Here is a 22788-nt window from a genome sequence, read left to right on the forward strand (position 1 = left end):
TTCACCATCCTTTTTTCAGCAGTTTAACCCAGGCCTCAACGAAATCACTCTCATTCGATGCCGGTTCTCCGCCTGTCCATTTGATGAAGCTGTTCGATTTATCAAGGCCTACAACGGGCACGCCGAATGCGCATGCGTCTCCCCAGATATCATCCGAATCGGTTATCACGGCGGAAGCGTCGGCGATAATCGCAGTCTTCACATCTCTGTCCAGTGTAGTGAAATCACAGTTCCTGCCGGATAGAGAAATCGTTCTCAGTGGTATTTCAGCCCTGCTCTTCTCAAGAATTGAAATTGCAGAAGATGTGGTGACTATATAAGGCAGCATCCTTCCTGAAACCGGAGCCATCATTCTTTCCGCAGCCTTTTCTACCTTTCTCGGAAGCGAAGGTTTCCAATTGGGATCGAATGTAATCCCTACAGCGTTGCACATCTCCAAAAGAATATCCGGATAAATATCCGATTCAGTCTTTATTCTGAAATTTATGTACGGCGACGAATGATTGACAGGAGCCATCCTTATTCCGCAGGAAGTACTACCCAGTAATCTTTCCATTTTACTGTTGACGTTCGCGTATGGGTATACGAGGACTGTTCCATCGGAAAAAGATTTGCCTTCTATCGTATCAGGTATTTCAGGGTGCCCTGAGTATGAATGAACTGAGGGGCGAAGCCGCAGCATGTTGAAAAGCTCATTGTCTCTTCTGCTGCAGATGACTGTGAGGATCTTTTTCGGAAATTCCGTCTGAAGAGCGTTTGCCATGTATACAGCCGGCCAGATGTCCGATTCCACGGTTCCCGCGATTAGCAGAAAACCGTCCGGATTAAGCAGATCATCGGGCAGGTGAATGATCCTGCTGTTAAGCTTTCTTAAGCTCAGCGGTTTTCCAAGTGTGTTTCTCAACAATTTTCCCATTGCGAGTTTCATTCCAGATCCTCCAGGAGTGTTGCGGCAAAATGCTTCGTAATTGAAGTGTATTTATCTCCCCCGTAAAGCGACTGCAGTACGGACATGGACTCGCCAAACCTGTTCTGCTCATGAAGGCTCAGGGCAAGGGAGATAACCGGTAAGCCTTCTCCGGGAAAGCAGCTGGAAAGAAAAACTGCTATATCCTCAGCCTCTTCGTATCTGCCGGTTTGTACAAGTGCAAAACTCAGATCAAGCGCGGAATAAAACCGCTGCCTGGTCGAAGCAGCAAGGTCAATGGAAAGCCTGAAGTACTCAGCCGCGCTGTTTCCGTTACCCCTGAACTGGGCGGCAAGCCCCTTTGCTCTGCTTTCCAGCCATCGGCTTCCATGAATGGAATCCAAAGTCATACAGGCGAATTCAGAAAGTCCGCAGTTCCAGCTCAATCGCGCATACCAGAAATCAAAGAAGGAGGATTCAATTGGAAAACACTCAAGCTGCAATAATAGATCAAAAGCATGAGTATTGCTGCCTGAATAAAGGGCTTCCTCAAGAAATCCAGTGAGTATTCTTGATTCACCTGCGGTGTCGTTATCTTCGAAATATGCACGTCCTGCTTCAACAAAATCGCCGGATAGTTCCAGTTCCGCTCCCGATGAAAGAAACAGTGAAAACAAAAGAGAATAGTATATAAGCATTGTTTACTCCAGAAATCGTGAAAGCAACCTTCTCAGTAGACGAAGATAACTGAGAAGGCCTGTAAAAGCTGATAGCAGAGCTATTATTGTCAGTGGAGTATGAAGTGATTGGAATATCTGCTTATGGGGGAATGCCAGCCTTCCGGCGGCTGTCATCAGAAGAAGGTAACTGAACAACACCGCGAGACGCTCACCCGTAGTGATTGTTACAACAGGAACATGAATACTCCAGGATATAGCCGAAAGTGAAAAGAGCAAAAGAAGATGATATCCGACCAGTATGCTGGCTACAACAGTATCAATGGCGCCAAGGGAGAAGGATAATGCTATCAGTGAAACGGAAATGAAAAGCTTGTCGGCCGTAAAATCCATGACCTTTCCGGGATAGGAGGTTTTTTTTAATCTTCTTGCAAGCCATCCATCAAGGTAGTCTGAAATACCACACACAAGAATGACCCAGAAAAGAAAGTCAAGGGACAACGAACCGTAAACCATCATAATTACCATGCCGGCTCCAAGAAAACGTAGCCATGTTATCGCTGCGGGAAGAATCGCGAAACTGTCGGCTATCTGCTGAGCTTTTTCCTGAACTTCCCGATTCAGTTGTCTCAGAAAAATCCTGTTCTTACCAGTTGCTGGATCAGTGTTCATCGATTTCTCTCCCTGGCGCCTGCAACAAAGAGGCTGTCAAGGGATTTTATTCCGATCCAGTCCCTTTCCCAGTGAAATGACACAGGGAAAAATTCATGCGAAACAAGTTCGAGTTCAGACGATCCCACAAGAAGGTTCGGATGAAAACAACCATCCGGTGAAGTGTTCATCCATCCCTTGTAAAGGATGGCGGCAATTGTAGGAGCGTAATCGTCGTCTTCGATGTCCGGAGGAATGCTGATATCTATGGATATTACGTTGTACAGATCGAAGCGTCCGTACCACGAAAGAGCTATTCCAAGATCCCTTCTTGTAACTGGCAATACTTCTCCCCGGCCCTCCATCCATATTTCAGCATCATCGATTCTGCCGGATGAGACGAAAAGACGCACAAGAGGGATTAGCGCTTTTCTGTTGCCATTTTTTAACTGCTGCAGAAGAAATATCTCACTCGTATACGTTGAAGTTACCGAATCACCCATGATTCCGTACCCTGAAGCCAGAAGCCAGAAATCCTGTTGGTCGTTAACTGAAGCTGTGACAAGAGAGCAGAACAGAAGAAGCGCGGAAAAGAGCATAAACATGGAGCGGGTAACGGGGGTCGAACCCGCGACATTCAGCTTGGGAAGCTGACACTCTGCCAACTGAGTTATACCCGCTCCGGACCGACGAGATGAATATGCTTTCATAAAGCTACCGTCAAGTCTTCGTTCGGGGGACTTTCAAGAACACCTTCGTATACTGTTCTTGCCTCACCCTGGAGCCACCATCCATGGCTGCTCTTTCCTACCTTCAATATTCTTCCGCTTCTTACGGTAATATTCAGTGGAAGGCACATTTTATGGATATTAGCAGCACAGATTGCTGAGGCTACCGCTCCGGTTCCACAGGCAAGAGTCTCTCCCTCAAGACCCCTCTCCCAGGTTCGGATTGAAAGATCCGACTTACCGGTTATCCATGCGAAATCGACATTGGCACCCTCTTTTCCGAAGAGAGCGTGATTTCTGAGAATCGGTGCCAATTCTTCAAAGGGGAACTCCTCTGATTCGGCAAACATGACAACGATATGAGGTACGCCTGTATTCAGAAATGATAATCGTAAACCTACGGAATCCAAATCGATGTACCGATCCAGATAATGTACTTCCGGGGCAGTCATCCATAGTCTGACGCTGTTCTGTCCGGTTATCTCAGCGAAATGAACTCCGGCATCGCTTCTGAAACGGAAAATGCCTCTATCAGGCACAATGCCTGCTGAAGCTGCGTATCCAGCTATGCATCTTCCGCCGTTCCCACACATTACAGCAGCTTTTCCATCGTTGTTATAGAACTTCATGCGAAATGCGTATTCAGAATCATCTTTAAGTTCCAGGAGACCATCGGCCCCGACTGACAGACCCCGTGCGCACAGTTTTCTGATAAGGTCAGGGGTTATGATATCGTCAAGCGATGAATCCATGTTATCAAGAAGTATGAAATCATTTCCTGCGCCGCTCATTTTCACGAATTTCAGTTTCATTCCATTTCCCTGTCGGTAATCATTTGAAGTTCTGCCTCCGCCTGAGTATTTTCGGGATCTTCTTCAAGTACAAGCACATATTCGATTACTGCTTCATTGAATTTGCCTTCCGACGCGAACAGCCTTGCTAGAAGAAGCCTTAATTCAGGTCTTTCACCGCGCCAGTAGATAAATGTCTCAATATCTTCAGCAAGATTATCTAGATCGTAACTGCACTGAATATACAACTGAATAAGGTCGTTGAGCATCTGTTCCGTAACATCCCGCGGGCCATCTCCGGATAAACCTATGAGAAGGGCGCCTGAAAGCATATCCGGATCGTTCATCTCGATACCTGTATCGGCAAGATACCCCGAGGCTGCCCTGGGATCTGCGAGAAGGGCTCTGGCTGAATCGTAACCGTCGTAGCAGTGCCTGTAACGGTCAACAAATAGAAAGCGCCTTTGCACAGGTTCCGCGTTTGCTTCTCCCAGTTTAAAAACGCGAAGAGATGAACCCTGAAAAACAGGTGTCAGTGAAGATAGCAGCTCCGGTGCGAACTGCATTTTCAGTGCGACCGCATCGTCCGGTACATCCTCAAGGCCTGCCAGATACAGAAGGCCGCAATAGCTGTCGTCCAGCAGGAAATCCGCTTGATAAACAACAAGTTCGCATTCCTTTTCTTTCATGAATGCAGTAAGGCTGTCCTCAGGCATGAACATTACACTGGCGAATCTAACGATGTTCCTTCTATTGCTTCTGTTTTCAAAGAAGGTATGTGTAATTACAGGTCGATGCGCATAGGCGGAAACGAGTCCCGAAATATGCCAGAAACTTAGTACCGCCTCATCACTGCCGGTTTCTCTCTGCATCCAATGAAGAAATGAATCCAGTTCAATGTCATTCAGTAATGATGAAGTATTCCTGAACTGAAGCCCGCTTTTCGAGATTATTTCCGCAACATTTCCCGGGATAATCGATTGCATCAGTAATAACGCAATGGCCGGGATGAATAACCATGTTTTACGAAGTGAGAGTGTAATCACCGGAATGAGAGCGATTACCAGAAATACAAGAAGCCTGTCGAAGAAAAGGTATCCTGCCAGTGAAAGAAACAGGAACCAGAATACCAGTCTGCCCTTCTTCTCCCTGAAAAACGCTGGCATTCCCGGAAGTGCAACAGCGACGGGAATACCGAAAACAAGCAGGAACTGCGCAGGAGTAGGACTGGTATATCCAGGAACCCAGAACAGTCTTGCGTCACTGGAAAGCAATGATGGGTCGGAAGGATGCGAGAACATGAAACGTATCTTCGCCGCAATTACCGCAGCAACATGCCCGCTGGAACCGGATCCTGCGAACACTGAAAGAACGGCTAGAATTGTTCCGCCAATTGGAACCCAGACATTCCTGAAGCGCGGAAGAACAAGAAGGACAGCCATTACTGTTGATGGGCTTAGAATGGCTCCATCGTGCCGCATATGAGAAAGCAGAACTGCGGCTGCAACCTGTGCGGCAGCAAATGAGATCCGGAGAGAAAAAGGAACATCACCATTTCTATAATTCCTCCAGAAAAGGTAAACCAGAAGGAAAAATACAATGAAGGCGGATACTTTCCAGGCGGCAAGTGTAAGAAAAAGAACAAGTCCTGCCGCGATTGATGTAATCAGTGCTTTCCTGTCAGTTGTTCCGTCCCGATGATCGTCCGAAAGAGCTATTTCTGTAAGCCAGGCAAGTGTAACCAGAAGCGGAAGCGCAACCGTCTCTCTATAGAATGATTCCCCTCTTGCTCTTAAAAGCGCTGGAAAGATAAAGGCATAAAGGGATGAACCCGCCAGCGCGAATCGAATGCTGTAATCGGCAGAGCGCATCCATAGGAACAGCGCAGGAATTGTGAGGAGAGGAAAAAGAAAACAGAAAGCTTTTATGAAATCATCAAAATCCCCGCCAATTATCCTGTGAATACCTCCGGCAAGATACTCCTCAAAAATGGAATTCTCGGATGTATTCATGCCTTCAGGATGCATCACGAGAGAATCTAATTCCGGAATACTACCATTTTGTGAAATCATTTTCGCGTACCTGTAGGATTGCGTTGTTTCTGTCTGCATCCTGATGGAAGGCGGCATGACCTTCCGCGCGAAGTATGTTCTGAAAAGAAAGCCTGAAGCAACGGCTGCAAGTAAAGCTGAAATGACAAGCGTTTTCTTCATTCCATTGGACATTATTCAGAAGAATCTTTCATCTGACAGGGAGTTTGCCCTGTGCTTTCAGGACAGCAGGCCCGAATGCTGCTTCGCGATTATGGAGGACATCATCTTAAGAGTTTCCAGAGGACCCGAACCCCCAATGGCAACCGATTCTATACCTGGCCAATCGTATCGGTTCAAAAGATTCTCCATATGTTCAACAGATGAGATTGAAGGAAGATCACGCTTGTTGAACTGAAGTATTGTCGGAATTCCGGAAAGCTCCAGCCCGTACGATTCAAGGTTGTTGTCGAGGTCTTCGATACTGTCCAGATTAGCATCCATACGTTCGGTCTGGCTGTCTGCTACAAAAACAAGCCCATCGACCCCGTCCAGTATCACCCTCCTGCTTAGGGAGTAATATGCCTGTCCGGGAACCGAATAGAGGTGAAGCCTGACTCTGTCATTTCCTATTGACGCGTAATTCACTGGAAGAAAGTCAAAGAAGACCGTTCGCTCTCCTCTTGTGCAGAGTGTTACAAGCCTTCCCCGGTGTTCCGGCGCAATAATGTCTCTGATCCTTCTCAGGTTAGTTGTTTTTCCTGAAAGACCCGGTCCGTAATAAACGATTTTATACGCTACCTCATTGACAGATCGATGCATTTATCCCCGTTTCAGAAATTCATTAAAAAACAAACTTAGAGTATATAATTACCATCTTCTCGACGATCAGCAAGGTCAAGCAAAATCTTCGAAGCAATTGCACCCGTAATCTTCACATTTCCCTGGACAAGATCGGGTGCCCCAAATAATTGTTCATCCAGTAGATAACTTAGTACCGGCCTTAGTCTCCTTGCCCCTATATCTTCGGTTTCATCGTTAAGGTAATTGGCGACTCTGGCGACTTCCAATGCAGCTTTTCGATTCAGTTTGAGTTCAACGCCGTCCGCCTCAAGAAGTGCAGTATACTGTTTGAGAAGAGAATTTTCGGGTTCAGTCAATATACGAAACAGGTCCTTTTCCGAAAGTGGATCGAGTTCGACTCTCATTGGGAAACGGCCCTGCAACTCAGGTATAAGGTCAGAAGGGCTGGATCCATGAAAAGCTCCCGCGGCAATGAAAAGTATATGGTCAGTATTCACTGGTCCGTAGCGTGTTGGTACGGTACATCCTTCCACAATCGGAAGCAGATCCCTCTGAACCCCCATTCTGGAAACCTCAGGTCCTTTGCTTTCACTTGTTCCGATGATTTTGTCGATCTCATCTATGAAGATTATCCCTTCCTCCTGGGCGAGTTTGAGACCCCTCGAGATATGATCGCTTCCTTCCAGAAGCCTTCTCATTTCTTCTTCGTAAAGACGTTCCCTGGCTTCAGATACGGTCAGCTTCTTCCTTTTTCGTCTGCTGCCAACCATTTTCTGCATGAGTTTCTTCAGGTTCTCGCCTGCTGGATTATCGAAGCCTCCCCCGCCTGGTATCAGTGGCATTATCTCCATCTGCGCGATGCTCTCCGGAAGTATCAGTTCGATCTCGTTATCGTCGAGAAGACCCTTATCAAGCATCCGGATAATTTCACTGTTTGATATGGAATCGAATCCGGTTTTTTTAAGTGTTTCAGCCAGTTTACTGCTTACAACGTCTCTTACCTGCTCCTCACGTTCTTTTGCAGCTTTTTCAGCCTCGATGTTCACTGCCTGACGGACAAGGGATCTGACCATTGACTCAACATCCCTGCCGACATAACCGGTTTCAGTATACTTTGAAGCTTCGACTTTTACGAAAGGGGCTCCTGTCATATTGGCAAGCCTTCTGGCAATCTCGGTTTTACCTATGCCTGTAGGTCCCATCATTATAAGATTACTTGGATATATTTCGGACTTGATCTCCTCAGCTGCTTCCCTTCTTCTGAAGCGGTTGCGAAGGGCTATAGCTACAGAACGTTTTGCGCTATCCTGGCCTATGACATGACGATCAAGCCATTGAACGATCTGTGCCGGGGTAAGATCTCTTTTCATCAGTGAAGCTCCTCGATCTGTATTTCTCCGCCTGTGTATATACATATCGATGAAGCTATTTTTAAACTCTCACGGGCTATTTTCGCCGGTCCCATTTTCGTATGTTCATCGAGTGCCCTTGCCGCTGCCATAGCGTAAGACTGACCGGAACCAACCGAAACAATTCCGTCCTCAGCCTCAACGATTTCTCCCGAACCTCCTATGAGCAAGGCATGCTTACTGTCAACGGCTGCTATAAGAGCCTGGAGTTGTCTGAGGTATTTATCGGTTCTCCATTCCCGAGCCAGTTCCACTGCAGCCCTGGGAAGATTACCTCTTGCTGCTTCGAGTTTCTCTTCAAGTCTTTCAACAAGGGCAAACGCATCCGCTCCCGTTCCGGAAAAACCCACAAGTACGGTATTGGAGTACAGCTTCCTTATTTTTTTTGCCGTACTCTTGATTACCGTTTCACCAAGGGTGACCTGACCGTCGGCAGCCATCGCGGCTTTGCCGTTACGGACTATCCCGAGTACGGTTGTTGCGTGAATATCTTCGATTATGATCCTCCATCAAGAGTATTGACCCAGGAATAACTTCCTGAGCCTCCGCCCGGTTCAGGCAAGGATTCAGCATACGATGCGGGATCCTGAAGAATTTCGGACAGGGTTAAATCAGAAACATGGCTGCTTCTACAGAGGGCTGCATACATTAAATAGGGTTTCCCGCCCCTGGCAGCCATCCAGGCCAGTGCTTCCGGAGATACCCTTCTGCCTTCAATAACGAACCATTCTGACCACCGCCTGGCCTCTTCAGGACTTTCTTCAAGCAGCATCAAGGCAAATCCCTCTACTGTCTCGGCTTCAGCTTCATCCTCAATATAGTCGGACAGGACAAGTCCCGCGGATATGGATGACATGATGCGTCCCCTTGAAGCCAGTTCAACCATAGAGTCAATAATATCTCCGGCGTTCGCGTCTTCTGTAAGGCTAATTCTATTTGAGCTGTCCTGACTGATGAATTCAAAGAATATTGACAGGCCGCTGTCACGGGGATTAACTCTTGCTCCCGTCCTTGAATTATCAAGAATATCCTCGAGCGTACTCCGTGCGAGCGCAGCCAGTTCAACCGATTGAAGGTTATGTTGCACATCCATCCCGTCGAGAATACTCCAGGCTCCAATATAATCGGAGAACATCAGTGATACTTCAATCTTCATCCATGCAAATGGTATTGAACCCTCATCGGAGGTTGTCCATTCAAATGACACTGAACTGTCATCAATAATGTTAAAAAGATTTCTGTACTCCATCTCCTGCCGGTATCCGAAAGTGTTCTCCGAACCTGTTGCCATGTTTAAAATCGAATAGGACAGCTGCAGGAGTTCCCGATTGCCAAGTCTCTCGGCAGCTTCCATCGCTTCGGCAGCAAGAATCTCTAGAGTATCCGCGGCAGCAGCAGGTCCGTGAAGACCATCGATCAGCTTACCAACTATCATGGCTCTGGACGGCAATATCTCAGCCCAGTCGTCGGGAAGTGTTAGTCCAGGGCCATCTGTACACTGTCCGGCTCTCCGGCTGCCATGTAATGATAGGCGAGCCTGTGATATGCTGAAACGTAGTTCTTCAGAAGCTGCACGGCCTGATCACATTTGAATATGGATGGATCTTCGATTCCGTTGAACTGATACTCGTTCATAAGCTGCCAGCCCCGAACTCCGTTGACGGCATCCACGACGGGATGATCTGTTATGCTGAATGCTATACCTTCCATTTCCTGGTAATGCTCAAGAAATCTCCGGCTTTCGGGGGCAACCGTGCCAGCGAAGTAAATTTCGCGACCATGAACAGGCCTGTTCTTGATCATGTTCAAAAGAACGAGATCCTGCATTGCAAGCGCGCCCTGATTGGATAAACCCTCTGTGGGCATAGCCATGGCCATAGAGCTGCTGGTTATTGCCCAGGGCCACACCTGGTTAAATGTTACCCGGAGAATCGCCCCGTCAATTGGTGATGATTCAGCCTGTCCGTTTTCATTCAAATGGAAATAGTGCGGACCCCATATGTAAACAGGATGCAGCGAATCAACAAGTCCATAGTCATCGTAATCAAGAAGGAGAGAATCCTTTTCTACAAGCTGCTGCACGTACCAGTTCGTGTTCATCAGGCTAAGGTTGCTTACAATGACATCTCTGCGTACTCCCAGAACTCCCTGCGCGAACCACAGGGGGAATGTGTCGTTGTCACCGTTGGTAATAAGAACAGCGTTCTGAGGACAGCTTTCCAGAAGATTTATACCGTAATCCCGCGGTCGCACCTGTATGAGTTCACACCAATTGATAAAGCGGGTATCAGCAATGTTACCCAGGCCAGTCTCGATTTGTTCGTAAGGAAATCTTTGAAAACGGAAACCAGCCCTATTCCCGAGAATATAGCAAAAAGGGCGAAGGAAGCTCCAAAGAAATAGTCCCTCTCCCTTACTTCTCCTAAAAGCGTAGCCTCTGTACCGGTTTTAAAATTGAGAATGAAGAAAATGAAGAGGATTGATGACATCAGAAATAGTAAACCCAGATATAGAAGCAGTTTAGGTCTATTCAAGCCCAGAACCACCAGTCCGTAAATCGCTCCGAAAATCAATAATATCCTTACGACCATGGATGCGGCTGAACCAGCCGTATCACCCAGATAACGATCCCATCCGTCATTCACCCTTCCGGACTGCCAGGATAGATATTTCATATAAAGCTTCATCTGATCGATGAACGGACCCTTCCGCTCAAGGATCGATGTTCTGCCGTACTGCTCTCGAGTGAAAGCCTTCTCAAAATCGGTCCAGTGGGAACTGTCACGTTCGTTTATTTCCGGATTCTGCACAGCGCGAAGGGGCATATAAAGATGAATACTGAAAGCCAGAACTACCAGGCCGACTATTGTAAGAACGAACCAGGATCGTTTCCATATATCCGTCTTCTTCCTGAAGGCGTAAATAAGGAACATCAAAAGTATAGGGGGGCCGGTAACGAACGGTACGCTGCCATGGTTTCCGACAGCAAGGATTATCAGATAGGAAATTAGAAGCAGATACCTCGCTTCTCCCCAGCCGCCATGATCCTTTTTTCCCTTTTCATGCTTTTTCTCTGCGTATTTCTCTATCCAGCAGTCGAATGACCACATTATGATAAATGTCAGCAGTAACGCCGTGGCGTAGGTTTCGGTGGCATTGCTGTTACGCCAGATGGTGTAGCTGAAAGCGGCAATAAATCCGGAAAGAACAGCCATTGGCCTGTACCAGTCCGGCGCGAAATCCATTCTGTTTCCCCATCGCTGAACGAGGCGGACAAGAAGGCCGATGGTGGCTGCTCCGGCCAATGCGCACAAAGTATTAACCCTTGCCGCCACTGCCGGGATAAAGGAAAACACGATAGTACTAAATCTTCCAAGGAGAACAAACAGGGGAACACCGGGCGGGTGTGGAACACCCGCAGTCCATGAACAGGTCACGTATTCTCCGCTGTCCCAGAAACTTACACTGGGAGCGAGAGTTAACAGGTATGCTAAAAGGGCAATCAGTCCTACTATTAAGGCAATTGACCTGTCAATTCTGATTCTTCTTATTTCTTCAATACTATTAGTCAATCTTCCCCCCTGGGATGTGCTTTCCTGTATGCCTTCCTCAATCGTTCCATTGTCAGGTGCGTGTAAACCTGGGTTGTAGAAAGAGTAGCGTGTCCCAGCATATCCTGAACCGCTCTCAGGTCGGCTCCATTATCAAGCAGATGGGTTGCAAAGCTGTGCCGGAAAGTGTGAGGCGTTGCTCCCGCTGCCCGGGCAGCTTTTTTCACTCCGCATGCAACAATACGCTGGATATCTCTGGGGTCAAGCTTTCTTCCATGGATGCTGATAAATACGGTTCCCGGATCAGCGGTAGAATCCACTGCAAGCTCACTCCTGCTGTCAATCCATAATTTCAGTGATCTGCAGGTTAATTCTGGAAGAGGTACTATTCTTTCTCTCTTTCCCTTACCCATGATTTTTATCTCTCTTGCCTGCAGGTTCAGTCCGGAAAGAAGTACCGAAACGGATTCTGAAGCTCTTAAACCTGCTCCGTAAAGAAGATCAACTACAGCTCGGTTGCGTCTGCCAAGAACCGATGATACATCGAAACTGTCGATTACCTGCTGCACCTCCCGGACGCTGAGAAACCCGGGTAATCTGGTTGCTGTTTTAGGCATTGCAATCAGTTTTGCCGGATTCGAGGGTAATCTTTCAGTTTCAAGCATCCAGTTCCCGAAGGTCCGCAAAGATGAAACCTCCCTTGCCAGAGATTTCGGATCAAGTTCTCTTGACGCTTCGTGTCGAAGAAATCCCCTCAACCCGTTCAGTGTAAAGCCATCAAGAATACTCTCGGATTTCTGCCAGTTATTGAATCTGTAGAGATCGGCTCTGTATGCCTTTATTGTGTTCTCGGAAAATCTCCGGCCAAAAAGCAGATCCCTGCAGAAATTTTCTATCAGTTCACAATTTTCTTTCTGCAACTGGGGCACCAGATACCTTTCTTTTTTTCGACCAGTATTGGAAAGCCACACCTGGGACAGGTTCTATCGACCGGCCTGTTCCATACTGCGTATTTGCATTCAGGGAACCTGTTGCAGGCATAAAAAAGCCTTCCCTTTCCGGATTTCTTCTCGACCAGTTCTCCACTGCACGTTTCCTCGGGACACATCACACCAGTTGGCACAGGTTCTGTATGTTTGCATTCAGGATGGTTCTTGCAGCTTAGATATCTTCCAAACCTGCCATTTTTAAGTAACAGGTTACCGCCACATATCGGGCACTTCCTGCCTGAGAATTCTGTTGAATTCTCTTTTTCAAGAGGGCTTGAGTACCTGCACTTGGGAAAATCGGTGCAGGCTTTGAATTTTCCATATCTTCCCCACCGAATGACAAGAGGAGAACCGCATTCAGGACATGTCTCCCCCGTATCCTGCTGCAGTTCATTCCTGTACTGATCGGTACTTTGCAGCGCCTTTTTCAGAGAGGATTCAAGTGGAAGGTTCAACTGTTCCAGAACATTCATATAGGATTCAGTGCCATTTGCAACCGAATCGAGGAGGTCTTCCATTTTTGCCGTAAAATCAACCTTGAAGATATGTGGAAACATTTTTGTAAGTATTCGCACAGTGGTTGTTCCGAGTTCTGTGGGCCTGAGGGTCTTTCCGTCCTTCTCTACATACTTTCTGTTTTTTAGTGTCTTTATTGTACTAACGTATGTAGAAGGTCTTCCAATACCTGCTTTTTTCATTTCAGCTACAAGCCTCGCCTCGGAGAATCTGGGAGGCGGTGCTGTGAACTTCTGTTCTTTGCTGAATGATTGCAGGGAAACATTACCCCTCTTCACTTCGGGAAGCCTGTTCTTTGTTTTAATGAATGCAGGATCGATTATCGAAAAACCCTGTTCAAGCAGTATTTCCCCGGTAGATTTGAATTCAAGGCCTGCTCCCGATACGCTTACAGTCGTATTCATTATTTCAGCATCTATAAGCTGAGTAGCCGCGAAGCGATTCCAGATGAGTCTGTAAAGGGAAAGCTCAGGTGTACTGAGAACAGATGTGAGTTCATCCGGTGTAAGCCGAATGTCGACAGGCCTGATGGCTTCATGGGCATCCTGTGAGCCCTTTGAACCTCTGTACCTTCTGGTTTTAGGGTACAGCAAACCCGAACCGTATCGTTCAGTCAGATATTTCCTGCAATCCTTCAGACTATCCGGACTCATTCTTACGGAATCCGTACGCATGTAAGTAATAAGCCCTTTTCTGGTGCTTTTACCGAAGGATATGCCTTCGTACAATTTCTGGGCAATTGACATTGTTCTTGAAGGAGAGAACGACAATCTGTTGGAGGCTGTCTGCTGAAGTGTGCTTGTAATGAAGGGAGGAGGAGGATTTACAGCCTTCTTTCTGGAATCTACTTTCGAGATTTCCCAAATGATATCTGGTTCATTAATTCTTTCAATGATATTCTCCGCTTCTTCTTCGCATTCCGGAAACTTTCCCGGTTTTCCCGATGTTTTTCCATCAATTTTATGAAGATTCGCGGTAAATGAATTCTTTCCCTGAGTAAAACGTGCGTCAATCAGCCAGTATTCAACAGGCAGAAAACTGCCGATGGTATCCTCGCGCTCCTGAATCATCCTGAGAGCTACAGATTGCACTCTTCCAGCGCTTTTGCCCTTCCCCATTATCTTTTGGAGCCACGAAGATATTTTGTAGCCCACAAGCCGATCCATAACCCTTCTTGCCTGCTGAGCGTCAACAAGCTGCATATCAATTGAACTGGGGTTTTTAATAGATTTAAGAACTGTGTCTTTCGTGATCGCGTTGAATCTCAGCCTGCTGAATACGACACCCTCTCGTTCCAGTATCTGCGAAAGGTGCCAGCATATTGCCTCTCCCTCTCTGTCAGGATCGGCTGCAAGATAGATTCTGGAGACCTCGCTGGCTTTCTTTTTAAGCATGGTTACAACTTTCCTTTTATCCGGAAGTATTGTATAGGAAGGTTTAAAACCTTTGCTTTCGTCAACTCCAAGGTAGTTCCTTGGAAGATCTCTTACGTGACCGTACGAAGCGATCACCTCGTAACTGTCACCAAGATAGCTGCGAAGACTGCTGGCCTTCGCAGGTGATTCGATAATTACAAGGCTTTTTTTCTTACTCATATATCCTTCATGATTATAAACTCTAATATGTGATATTGTTTTGGAGAATGTTCTCAAAAAGTGATTGATCAGTTCAAATCTGTCATCCAGTCGAAGATCCTGCCGGTGACCAACTCCGCTGTTTCAGGTATTATTGCCTGTTTCCTCTGAAGGAAATATGGGCTGCTGGATCCTGAAAGGATACTGAAACTGTCAGCGGTAAACGAGAATATATTAGTTTCGTAATACTGGTTTTCTCTGTAATACAGAACCATCTGGTCAACCATTGTCGAATCGAGAAGCATTCCCAGTTTTCCTATCAGTGCCGTTCTTTTTTCAGCAGGTTCAGGATGCAGTATTGACATAATAAGAATGTCAAAACCGTCATCAGTACTGACTAACGAAAAAGCATCGAACTTTATTGAATAAATCGCCGCAAGCTTACCCATGGGTTCGACCAGTAATTGTAAGGAATCGATCTGTATTTCTATGTTCGAAACGGGTGATGAAGTCAGCATCAAGGGAAGAGAATACTCTTCCGGCGTTCCGAGGGAATCGGGTATTGAAATGTCTCTCAGTGATATGTATCCGTTAACAATCAGGGAATCTGTAAGCAGAGAATCCTCAGAGGTGATGGTTGTATCCACAGAAAGAGTTGTGTCAGCAACTGCCACCGAATCCGATAGAACCGTGTCAGGCTCATGAATAACTGCGGTATCGGCATATACGGTTTCGATTTCATCAATGCTGTTATTTGATGAAACGAAAAGATTCAATGGATCGATAATAGTGAAGGCTGCAATAACAAGAACCAGTGCGATAATGACAATAAGTAAAGGAGAGATTTTTGAAAATAGCCCGGGTTTTGTTGTTCTTGCTTTTGTTTTTGGAGATACTTTTTTCGTCTCGGTGTGCTTGACCTTCTTTTTCTGTTCTGTGGGATGAGGCGCTGAGTCAAGCGGCTTGTCAACTACCCTTCCCTCAGAAGCGCATTTCTCGCATACGTGATATTTCCTGTTGAAACAATCTGAACAAGTAAGTTCTTCGCAAGTTCGACATGGAACAAGCTTCTGTCCGTTTGTCGGTGTTCTTCCACATATGTGGCATCTTTCGACTGACAGCATCTCTTCGGCAGCGGATGTAATTATAAGTGAATCATCATCGTCATCGTTGAAGTGCTTACGAGGATAATCATCATCTTTTACAGAACTCTGATCATGGTATATTTCACCAGAATCCTCGGTGTCAGGATGCAATTCATCTTCTTTATCCTCAACTACGGGAATATTATCGGTAATCAACTCGTAGGATGATTCTTCAGATCCGCTTTCTTGAACATCCGGGTTGACAGCATTATCGCCGTATTGTCTTGGGAGCAGGTCTACGAATGGATACATCCTGTCCTGGAGTATTCTGGCCTGCTCCATCTCAACGCCTTCGCTGAGAATGCTTGGAGAATTCTCAACATTATCCCTGGCTTCTTCGATGGACATTCCAAGTTCGCTTATAAGCAGTTCTTCTACCTTTTTCTTCTCTTCTTCCCTGCTTAATCTTACAAGAAGGAGATCGACCAGCCTGCTCTGATTCAATTCAGCCTCGCTTTTCATTAAGTGCAAGAGAGAATTGTCTATGCAATCTGTGCATTACAATTCGGCTGGCTTTTCTCAGAGTTTCAAAAACACCTGTACCTTCGGTAGCGACTGATTCAATACATGGGACCCTATCAAGACCAAGACGTTTCTGTATCACAGCCGTTGGAAAAATATCCGGAAGGTCTCTTTTGTTGGTTTGGAGTACAAGGCTGAACCCTTTTCGTTTCGTATTCCTCAGGTTATCCTTCAGATCGCGCAGGCTTGCTATGTTAGCGTCCATTCTGGCTCTCTGTGAATCGGCAACGAAAATGATGCCGTCAACGCCCTGAAGAATCAACTGACGGCTGTCAGTATACATTGCCTGTCCTGGAACACTGTAGAGGTGAAGCCTTACCTTGAAGCCGTAGATCGTACCTGTATTAATTGGAAGGAAATCGAAAAAGAGTGTACGTTCGTTACCTGTTGCGAGAGAAATGAGCTTTCCCCTGTCACTGGAAGGTATCTGGCTGTGAATATATTTGACGTTGGTTGTCTTCCCGGAAAGCCCAGGACCGGCATATACAAGTTTGCAATCGATTTCTCTTGAACTGTAGCTAACTGTCGCCATTCGTATTTTCCCCGTTTCCTGAATCTTCTTCGTCGTTATCCATGTCTGATATATCTTCTTTCATTCCTTTTCTGAACATATGCAGCGCCTGCCCCACTGACCTGGCGAGGTCCGGAATTCTTTTAGCTCCGAAAAGGAGTAGAAGAACAACAACAATCAGTATAATTTCACCAGTGCCCGGACGAAACATCATAATATCTCCTGCCTGCAGATCCTGTATCAGAACCAACGGTAAAGATAACCTACAAACATCAGTCCCGCAAAACTCATGAGATTCAGCTTGAAAGCAATCTCTTCAAGGGCGAACCTGAACACGATCAAATCAAATCCTATAGGACCCACTGAAAATTCAAGGGATCCGGCAAAAAACGACTTGAGAGCCATAGAAGATTCAGGAACTATTAATGCTATCGCTTCGCCAAACACGGTTCCTGTCATCATTCCGAGGAATGAGATGGTAATCCAGAATCCGGTCGAGCGAGAGTGAAGCAAAATTCCTCCAGTAATTGTAATCTATTCTGGCATACATGCCGAATCAACCCCCGGATTGTAGATCCAGGGAAAACCTCTCCTTAATAATACAGTAGCAACAATACCTGTTATAGTTCCAGAAAGGAAACCCCATATTGTAAGGGGCAATACAAGGTTCTCCGTAGGAAGTCCGGGAAGCAGCGCGGATGCTGTAAGCAGCTGTATTGAAAGACTGGAAAGACTGCCTGAAACGGACATCCCGGTAACCGAAAAACACTTCTTCGTACAACCCATTACCACAGCTGAGGCAATCCCCCCTGAAACGGAAAGAAGATATGTCGGAGTTGCGAGTGTTCCTATAAACAGAGCCGCGCCGGTGGATCTCAGTATATTCACCCTCAGACCTGTCCAGAAGCCGTATTTCGCTATTGCCGCAACCGTTATTACATTAGCCAGACCCAGTTTGATGAAAGGCAAAGGTCTGGGAATGAGATTCTCTATAACACCGGCACCGATTGCCAGTATTACTAGAAGTACTTCAATTCTTACGCAGTCTCCACGATATTTCTCAGTTGATTTCTGCATTGACTGCTTCTTCAAGAAGAGATTCTACCCTGGAAAACAGACGTTCGGCGTTGAAGTGGCATACCGCCCTTTCCAACGCTCCGGAGGAGAGCCTGGAATGCATATGTGGATCCTCCATCTTCTTCACCGCCTCTGTCATGGCGATGGAATCACCCGGCGGAATAACCAGACCTGATACATTATCAGAATTTACCCAGGGAACTCCGGTTGGAAGAGCTGTACTTATTACAGGAATACCGCAAGCCATGGCTTCGGTCTGCACCATACCGAATGCTTCGCTTCGCAGTGTTGATGGCAGAATAAGACACCTGGCCTGCTGATAGAGTTCTACAAGCTTTCGATCGTCCGGGTTACTGACAATCTCTACATTCAGGCTGTTCTCACGGATTATTTTTCGGACATCGCACTCGAGGGGGCCTCCCCCCACCATAACAAGTTTTCTCCGTGGAAATTTCTTCCAGGCATCGAGCAGTACTCCGATACCCTTGTACTTCCGAAACCTTCCTACAAATAGAAAATAATCGCTTTTCGGGGAAGCATCGGAAGGTCTGAAGACATCAAGATCTGAACCGATAGGAACAACTTCAGTATTATCAAGGTCTGAGAGATAGAGGGAAGTATCAAGATAAACAGGAGAAGTAGCTATTACCTTGCTCGCGCCTTTGAGAAACCTTTTAAGAAGCGGGCCGTAGAAAGGAAGGAATAATGCCTGTCTGACTATATCGCTATGGTATGTTACGATGTAAGGTGTGTTTCTTCGGGCAAGGAGCCATGCAATTACAGCAGATGGAAGTGGAACATGGAAGTGCAGTATATCGGCAGGAGTGTTTTGTAATATCCTTCGAAGTCCGGGGGATATAGGATTTGAAAGGATTCTGCATATACAGGGGTATTCAATGACATTGAATCCTGACACCTCCTTTTCAGAACATCCCCTGGCATTGCCTGCCACAAGAACACTGACTTCATGCCCTCTGCCGACGAGATACCTGGAAAGGTCGTGCAGATACCTTTCAATTCCACCCCTCACGAATGGATGGATATCCTTGTAAACCTGAAGGATATTCACGTTCCAAACTCCTCATACACTGTCAAAACCTGTCTTGCCATTCGTTCCGTTGAGAAATCTGAAGCAAAATTCATCAATGTGTCAGCGTCATGATCGGTATCAAGAGAACCAAGGATGGATTCAGAAATGGAATCGGGATCAAAGCCTCCCGCGACGGTCGATATCTCCGAGTAGATCTCCCTGAGTGCGGAAGCGGGAGTAACAACAGATGGAACTCCCGCTGAAGCTGCTTCAAGCGGTGGCAGTCCAAAACCTTCGTACAAAGATGGGTAAACAAGCAGTTCAGCGCCTGAAATGCAGCTTTTCAACATACTTTCCGGGAGGGATCCAGTAAGAAGAACACCTTCCGTAGTGAGAAGCTTTTTCCTGAGGGATTCCGGTCCCCAGCCCCACCTCCCAGCGATAACAAGAAGCATATCAGGATGAATCCTTCTCACATTCGCCCAGGAATCAACAAGAGCTGAAATATTTTTTCTTGGTTCTATTGTCCCGGCAAACGCTATATATCTTCCCCGGACGGAGAATACGCTCCTGAATTCGGAAGGATCAGCCAGAAAGGAATCTGTAGACAGGTAAACCTTTCTGATTCTACTCGCTTTTATACCCAGAAGCTCCTCCGCTTCACTTCCCGTTGACTCGCTGTCAACCATAACCACATCAGCTTTTCCAGCGACTTCCCTGAAATGAAGGCGGTAATAGACTGATTTCAAGAATGGAAACCATGACGGATTCCTGCAGAATGCCAGGTCATGAAGGGTAACCGCGCAGGGAACATCATGAGGCGCTCTGCCGGAAAAGGCGGGAAGATGTACTATGGAAGGTGAAATTGTTGCGACTGCTGAAGGCAGTGTAATATTCTCGTAAAATACCTTCCTGATACCACCCGCAGAATGCTGATAGCAAAGAGCTTCCGAAGGAGAGATCAGCTTCCCGCCGACAGCGGCAACAACGTTGGCTTTGGAACGAATGAATCCTTCAAGAAGTCTTTTAAGGTAAATACCTGTTCCGCCCCTGTTGGAGAGTGAATCAGCGTAAATAACTGCCGGTGCGGAGCGGTTCGAATATTCAGTACATTTATATTTCAATTTTGCACGAGCTGCCGGCGTTGATCCTCACAGCACTGCCCGATATGTCCGCTTCGTTACCGATTATTGAATCGTGGAGATTCACATTGATGAGTTTTGTTCCACAACCTACAATTGTATTACGGATGATGGAATCTCTAACTTCCGAACCGGATGCAATGGAGACGTAAGGTCCAACAACAGAGGATTCGATTGTTACATCATCATCAATGCTTACGGGCGGAATTATCACGGTGTTTCTCAATTCTCCTTCCGATGAACCCTTTTTCAGATCAAGGAGAATCCTGTTGGTTTCAAGAATGGTTTCCGGTTTACCGCAATCGTACCATCCATCAACCTCAAAACATCCAAATGGGTGCCCCTCCTCAAGCATAAGCTGCATGGCGTCAGTCAGCTGGAATTCCCCGCTGGTCTTTTTTCCGCTTTCTATCAGACGGGACGTGGCATCCATAAGTTCATAACCTGAAATGAATCCGTAAATACCGACTATAGCCAGGTCGCTGATGAATTCCTGAGGTTTCTCCACAAGTTCCTTAACTCCGTTGTTATCTTGCACGACAACACCGAATCTTCGTGGGTCCTTTACTCTCTTAACCGCTATCATGTTCGATTCACTATTGAGGGCCAGAGACAGGTCAGCGCTGAAAAGAGTATCTCCGAGAACCACAAGTGTCTGTCCGTCATTGGTCATTGGTGACGCAAGATTCACGGCTGCCGCGAGTCCATCCATCGTCTTCTGCATTGCGAAATCAACTTGAATTTCCGGATAGTTCTTCCTGGCCCAATCCACGATTTCATCTCCGAGGTATCCAACTACAAGTGTGATGTGATCTATTCCTGAAGCTGTAAGTTCATCTATGATATGTCCCAGCATGGTTTTTCCAGCAAGGCGAATGAGAACTTTGGGCAACGACCATGTGAGGGGCCTCATTCTTGTGCCTTTTCCTGCCACCGGGATTATGGCATGCATTCATTCACCTCCATCGTTTCTTTCCCGATGTATCTCGTCCAGTATGATCTCGGGATATCTGGATTTAACGTAATCAAAAACGAGATCTCTTATTTCATCTCCTGATTTCAAGGTCAAAGCTTTTTTTGCGATAGGCTCAACTTCACTCATGCGGATAACGCTTATCATTTCCTTGACGTCAGGGATGAGTGTAATAGGTACACTGAGTTCGTTCAGGCCGAATCCTACCAGAAGAGGAACTGATAACGGATCGTTGGCCATCTGTCCGCATAGGCCAACCCATTGTTTCACTTCCCTGCATTTTCTGGCGACGATATCGATCTGCCTGACAACTGCGGGATGCAGTGAATCAAACAGCTTGGATACGTATGGGCTGCCTCTGTCAACCGCAAGAGTGTACTGAGTAAGATCGTTTGAGCCAATTGATACGAAATCGGTATGGGGAAGCAGAAGATCAATGCCAAGAACGGCTGCGGGAGTTTCAATCATGATACCAAGCGGTGGAATGTCTCCTCTTGGAGTGCCTTCACGATCAAGTTCTCCGGCAATATCCGCAAGCATGGTTCTGACCTGAAGAATCTGATCGTATCCGGTAATCATCGGAAGCATTATCCTTCCGTTTCCGTACCTTGCCGCTCTAAGCAATGCTCTCAGCTGTCTGATGAATTTTTCCGGACGGTCAAGGCAGATTCTTATAGCCCTCCACCCTAGAAATGGATTTTTTTCCGTTGAGGGAATTGAATCCAGGAACTTGTCGCCCCCGAGATCCAGTGTCCTTATTATCACAGGATCAGGATTAAGAGTCTCGAGTACATGCCTGTAGGCTCTATAGTGGAAATCTTCATCGTCTTCCATCTCCGGTGTGAGAAGCCTTATGAATTCCGTTCTGAAAAGACCTATGCCATACCCTCCGAAACGGCGAACCTGATCGGCTTCCTGGGAGAATTCAATATTCGCCGAAAGTTCCACTTCTCTGCCATCTTCGGTTGCGGCAGGGCTTTCGGCGTTCATCGCTATCTCCGCCTCGGCTATGTTGTACCGATTTTTTATTCTGGAATAGTACTCAAGTTCATCGTCGTTGGGATCCAGTATTACATTGCCATGGATTCCATCGATAATTACAGTCTGTCCTGGAACCACATATTCCGCTACATCCTTAAGGGCAACAACGGCCGGAATCCCCATACTCCTGGCAAGTATCGCGGTATGTGAAGTTGAACCGCCAAGATCGGTAACTATTCCAAGAAGCTGTCTTCTTGACAGTCCCGCAGTTTGTGAAGGGTCGAGATCCCGCGATACAAGAACTACAGGATCAGTCAGATTTGACAGGGCTTCCTGCTCGGTACCCAGCAGATTTGCCATTATCCTTTTGCCTACGTCCCTTATATCGACAGATCTGCTTTGAATGTACGGATCCTTTATCAGGTTGAAACGTTCAAGAACCTCATAGAGAGCCATGCTTAAGGCATACTCGGCACTCACCTGTTCGTTCCGTATCCGCTTTTCAACCTCTGAGATCATGGCCGGATCGTTCAGAAGTAGGATATGAACTTCGATGAGCTGTTTACCCTCAATAATATCGCTGACCTGATCCGATATCTGCTCAAGTTCCACCCTCGTATGAGCAAGAGCTGCTTTGAATCGATCGAGTTCCGCTTCTACCTCTGCGTTGTTTTTCAGGCTTCTCTTCTTTACCCTTATCTCTTCGATGTTCAGCAGAAATGCCGGCCCTATAGATACACCGGGAGACGCAGGAGTACCTGTAAATCTAATGCTCAACTG

The 22788-nt window shown here is 46.6% G+C and carries 23 protein-coding genes and 1 tRNA gene; all 24 read right to left on the reverse strand.

Annotated features, from left to right (window positions below):
• Nucleotide 1: 1 nt before the first annotated feature.
• Nucleotides 2-928 carry a hypothetical protein gene (locus K8S15_09370; protein MCD4776242.1) on the reverse strand — a complete coding sequence of 309 codons (927 nt, stop codon included), beginning with the start codon at nucleotides 926-928 and terminating at the stop codon, nucleotides 2-4.
• Nucleotides 925-1605 (reverse strand): hypothetical protein, encoded by a 681-nt coding sequence (locus K8S15_09375; protein ID MCD4776243.1) that lies wholly within the window; start codon nucleotides 1603-1605, stop codon nucleotides 925-927. The genes K8S15_09370 and K8S15_09375 overlap by 4 nt, the downstream gene beginning before the upstream one ends.
• Nucleotides 1606-1608: 3 nt before the next feature.
• Nucleotides 1609-2256, reverse strand: a complete 648-nt coding sequence (locus K8S15_09380; protein MCD4776244.1) for a CDP-alcohol phosphatidyltransferase family protein — start codon at nucleotides 2254-2256, stop codon at nucleotides 1609-1611.
• A complete protein-coding gene (locus tag K8S15_09385) occupies nucleotides 2253-2834 on the reverse strand; it encodes a hypothetical protein (protein ID MCD4776245.1) in 582 nt (193 codons plus the stop codon). Before K8S15_09385 ends, K8S15_09380 begins: the two co-directional genes overlap by 4 nt.
• A 5-nt stretch (nucleotides 2835-2839) precedes the next feature.
• A tRNA-Gly gene (locus K8S15_09390) sits at nucleotides 2840-2915 on the reverse strand.
• Nucleotides 2916-2941: 26 nt separating this feature from the next.
• Nucleotides 2942-3775 (reverse strand): diaminopimelate epimerase, encoded by an 834-nt coding sequence (gene dapF, locus K8S15_09395; GenBank protein MCD4776246.1) that lies wholly within the window; start codon nucleotides 3773-3775, stop codon nucleotides 2942-2944.
• Nucleotides 3772-5967: a hypothetical protein gene (locus K8S15_09400; protein MCD4776247.1), complete on the reverse strand. Its 2196-nt coding sequence runs from the start codon at nucleotides 5965-5967 to the stop codon at nucleotides 3772-3774. Before K8S15_09400 ends, dapF begins: the two co-directional genes overlap by 4 nt.
• A 57-nt stretch (nucleotides 5968-6024) precedes the next feature.
• Nucleotides 6025-6606 carry a gliding-motility protein MglA gene (locus K8S15_09405; GenBank protein ID MCD4776248.1) on the reverse strand — a complete coding sequence of 194 codons (582 nt, stop codon included), beginning with the start codon at nucleotides 6604-6606 and terminating at the stop codon, nucleotides 6025-6027.
• Nucleotides 6607-6641: 35 nt separating this feature from the next.
• Complete coding sequence (gene hslU / locus K8S15_09410; GenBank protein MCD4776249.1) at nucleotides 6642-7958, reverse strand: ATP-dependent protease ATPase subunit HslU; 1317 nt, start codon at nucleotides 7956-7958, stop codon at nucleotides 6642-6644.
• Entirely contained in the window at nucleotides 7958-8494 is a 537-nt protein-coding gene (gene hslV / locus K8S15_09415) for an ATP-dependent protease subunit HslV (GenBank protein MCD4776250.1), read from the reverse strand. Before hslV ends, hslU begins: the two co-directional genes overlap by 1 nt.
• Nucleotides 8494-9447 (reverse strand): hypothetical protein, encoded by a 954-nt coding sequence (locus K8S15_09420; protein MCD4776251.1) that lies wholly within the window; start codon nucleotides 9445-9447, stop codon nucleotides 8494-8496. The genes hslV and K8S15_09420 overlap by 1 nt, the downstream gene beginning before the upstream one ends.
• A gap of 26 nt (nucleotides 9448-9473) precedes the next feature.
• Nucleotides 9474-10250, reverse strand: a complete 777-nt coding sequence (locus K8S15_09425; GenBank protein MCD4776252.1) for a hypothetical protein — start codon at nucleotides 10248-10250, stop codon at nucleotides 9474-9476.
• A complete protein-coding gene (locus K8S15_09430) occupies nucleotides 10226-11569 on the reverse strand; it encodes a DUF2723 domain-containing protein (protein MCD4776253.1) in 1344 nt (447 codons plus the stop codon). Before K8S15_09430 ends, K8S15_09425 begins: the two co-directional genes overlap by 25 nt.
• Complete coding sequence (locus K8S15_09435) at nucleotides 11566-12468, reverse strand: tyrosine recombinase XerC (GenBank protein ID MCD4776254.1); 903 nt, start codon at nucleotides 12466-12468, stop codon at nucleotides 11566-11568. The genes K8S15_09430 and K8S15_09435 overlap by 4 nt, the downstream gene beginning before the upstream one ends.
• Complete coding sequence (gene topA / locus K8S15_09440) at nucleotides 12444-14648, reverse strand: type I DNA topoisomerase (protein ID MCD4776255.1); 2205 nt, start codon at nucleotides 14646-14648, stop codon at nucleotides 12444-12446. The genes K8S15_09435 and topA overlap by 25 nt, the downstream gene beginning before the upstream one ends.
• A gap of 68 nt (nucleotides 14649-14716) precedes the next feature.
• On the reverse strand, nucleotides 14717-16216 hold the full coding sequence (locus tag K8S15_09445; protein MCD4776256.1) for a hypothetical protein: 1500 nt from the start codon (nucleotides 16214-16216) through the stop codon (nucleotides 14717-14719).
• A gap of 1 nt (nucleotide 16217) precedes the next feature.
• Complete coding sequence (locus K8S15_09450; GenBank protein MCD4776257.1) at nucleotides 16218-16826, reverse strand: gliding-motility protein MglA; 609 nt, start codon at nucleotides 16824-16826, stop codon at nucleotides 16218-16220.
• Nucleotides 16813-17016 (reverse strand): twin-arginine translocase TatA/TatE family subunit, encoded by a 204-nt coding sequence (locus K8S15_09455; GenBank protein MCD4776258.1) that lies wholly within the window; start codon nucleotides 17014-17016, stop codon nucleotides 16813-16815. The genes K8S15_09450 and K8S15_09455 overlap by 14 nt, the downstream gene beginning before the upstream one ends.
• 29 nt (nucleotides 17017-17045) lie before the next feature.
• Nucleotides 17046-17318: a hypothetical protein gene (locus tag K8S15_09460; GenBank protein ID MCD4776259.1), complete on the reverse strand. Its 273-nt coding sequence runs from the start codon at nucleotides 17316-17318 to the stop codon at nucleotides 17046-17048.
• A 21-nt stretch (nucleotides 17319-17339) separates the two neighbouring features.
• Nucleotides 17340-17882 carry a Gx transporter family protein gene (locus tag K8S15_09465; protein ID MCD4776260.1) on the reverse strand — a complete coding sequence of 181 codons (543 nt, stop codon included), beginning with the start codon at nucleotides 17880-17882 and terminating at the stop codon, nucleotides 17340-17342.
• Nucleotides 17866-18951 (reverse strand): glycosyltransferase, encoded by a 1086-nt coding sequence (locus K8S15_09470; GenBank protein ID MCD4776261.1) that lies wholly within the window; start codon nucleotides 18949-18951, stop codon nucleotides 17866-17868. The genes K8S15_09465 and K8S15_09470 overlap by 17 nt, the downstream gene beginning before the upstream one ends.
• The gene (locus K8S15_09475) at nucleotides 18948-20036 is read right to left on the reverse strand and encodes a glycosyltransferase family 4 protein (protein ID MCD4776262.1); all 1089 of its coding nucleotides are present in this window, start codon (nucleotides 20034-20036) and stop codon (nucleotides 18948-18950) included. The genes K8S15_09470 and K8S15_09475 overlap by 4 nt, the downstream gene beginning before the upstream one ends.
• Nucleotides 20026-21006 (reverse strand): NTP transferase domain-containing protein, encoded by a 981-nt coding sequence (locus tag K8S15_09480; GenBank protein MCD4776263.1) that lies wholly within the window; start codon nucleotides 21004-21006, stop codon nucleotides 20026-20028. The genes K8S15_09475 and K8S15_09480 overlap by 11 nt, the downstream gene beginning before the upstream one ends.
• Nucleotides 21007-22785, reverse strand: coding sequence for a phosphoenolpyruvate--protein phosphotransferase (gene ptsP / locus K8S15_09485; protein MCD4776264.1), 1779 nt, complete (start codon nucleotides 22783-22785; stop codon nucleotides 21007-21009).
• Between the last annotated feature and the right edge of the window lie 3 nt (nucleotides 22786-22788).

The organism is Candidatus Aegiribacteria sp. (assembly GCA_021108005.1).
Taxonomy (GTDB): Bacteria; Fermentibacterota; Fermentibacteria; order Fermentibacterales; family JCC-6; genus Aegiribacteria.

Coding starts and splice junctions, on each gene's coding strand:
- K8S15_09400 (MCD4776247.1), bottom strand. CDS start 5,967: ATGAAGAAAACGCTTGTCATTTCAGCTTTACTTGCAGCCGTTGCTTCA.
- K8S15_09380 (MCD4776244.1), bottom strand. CDS start 2,256: ATGAACACTGATCCAGCAACTGGTAAGAACAGGATTTTTCTGAGACAA.
- K8S15_09370 (MCD4776242.1), bottom strand. CDS start 928: ATGAAACTCGCAATGGGAAAATTGTTGAGAAACACACTTGGAAAACCG.
- K8S15_09405 (MCD4776248.1), bottom strand. CDS start 6,606: ATGCATCGATCTGTCAATGAGGTAGCGTATAAAATCGTTTATTACGGA.
- K8S15_09480 (MCD4776263.1), bottom strand. CDS start 21,006: ATGCATGCCATAATCCCGGTGGCAGGAAAAGGCACAAGAATGAGGCCC.
- K8S15_09465 (MCD4776260.1), bottom strand. CDS start 17,882: ATGCAGAAATCAACTGAGAAATATCGTGGAGACTGCGTAAGAATTGAA.
- K8S15_09455 (MCD4776258.1), bottom strand. CDS start 17,016: ATGTTTCGTCCGGGCACTGGTGAAATTATACTGATTGTTGTTGTTCTT.
- K8S15_09385 (MCD4776245.1), bottom strand. CDS start 2,834: ATGCTCTTTTCCGCGCTTCTTCTGTTCTGCTCTCTTGTCACAGCTTCA.
- K8S15_09450 (MCD4776257.1), bottom strand. CDS start 16,826: ATGGCGACAGTTAGCTACAGTTCAAGAGAAATCGATTGCAAACTTGTA.
- hslU (MCD4776249.1), bottom strand. CDS start 7,958: ATGAAAAGAGATCTTACCCCGGCACAGATCGTTCAATGGCTTGATCGT.
- dapF (MCD4776246.1), bottom strand. CDS start 3,775: ATGAAACTGAAATTCGTGAAAATGAGCGGCGCAGGAAATGATTTCATA.
- K8S15_09375 (MCD4776243.1), bottom strand. CDS start 1,605: ATGCTTATATACTATTCTCTTTTGTTTTCACTGTTTCTTTCATCGGGA.
- topA (MCD4776255.1), bottom strand. CDS start 14,648: ATGAGTAAGAAAAAAAGCCTTGTAATTATCGAATCACCTGCGAAGGCC.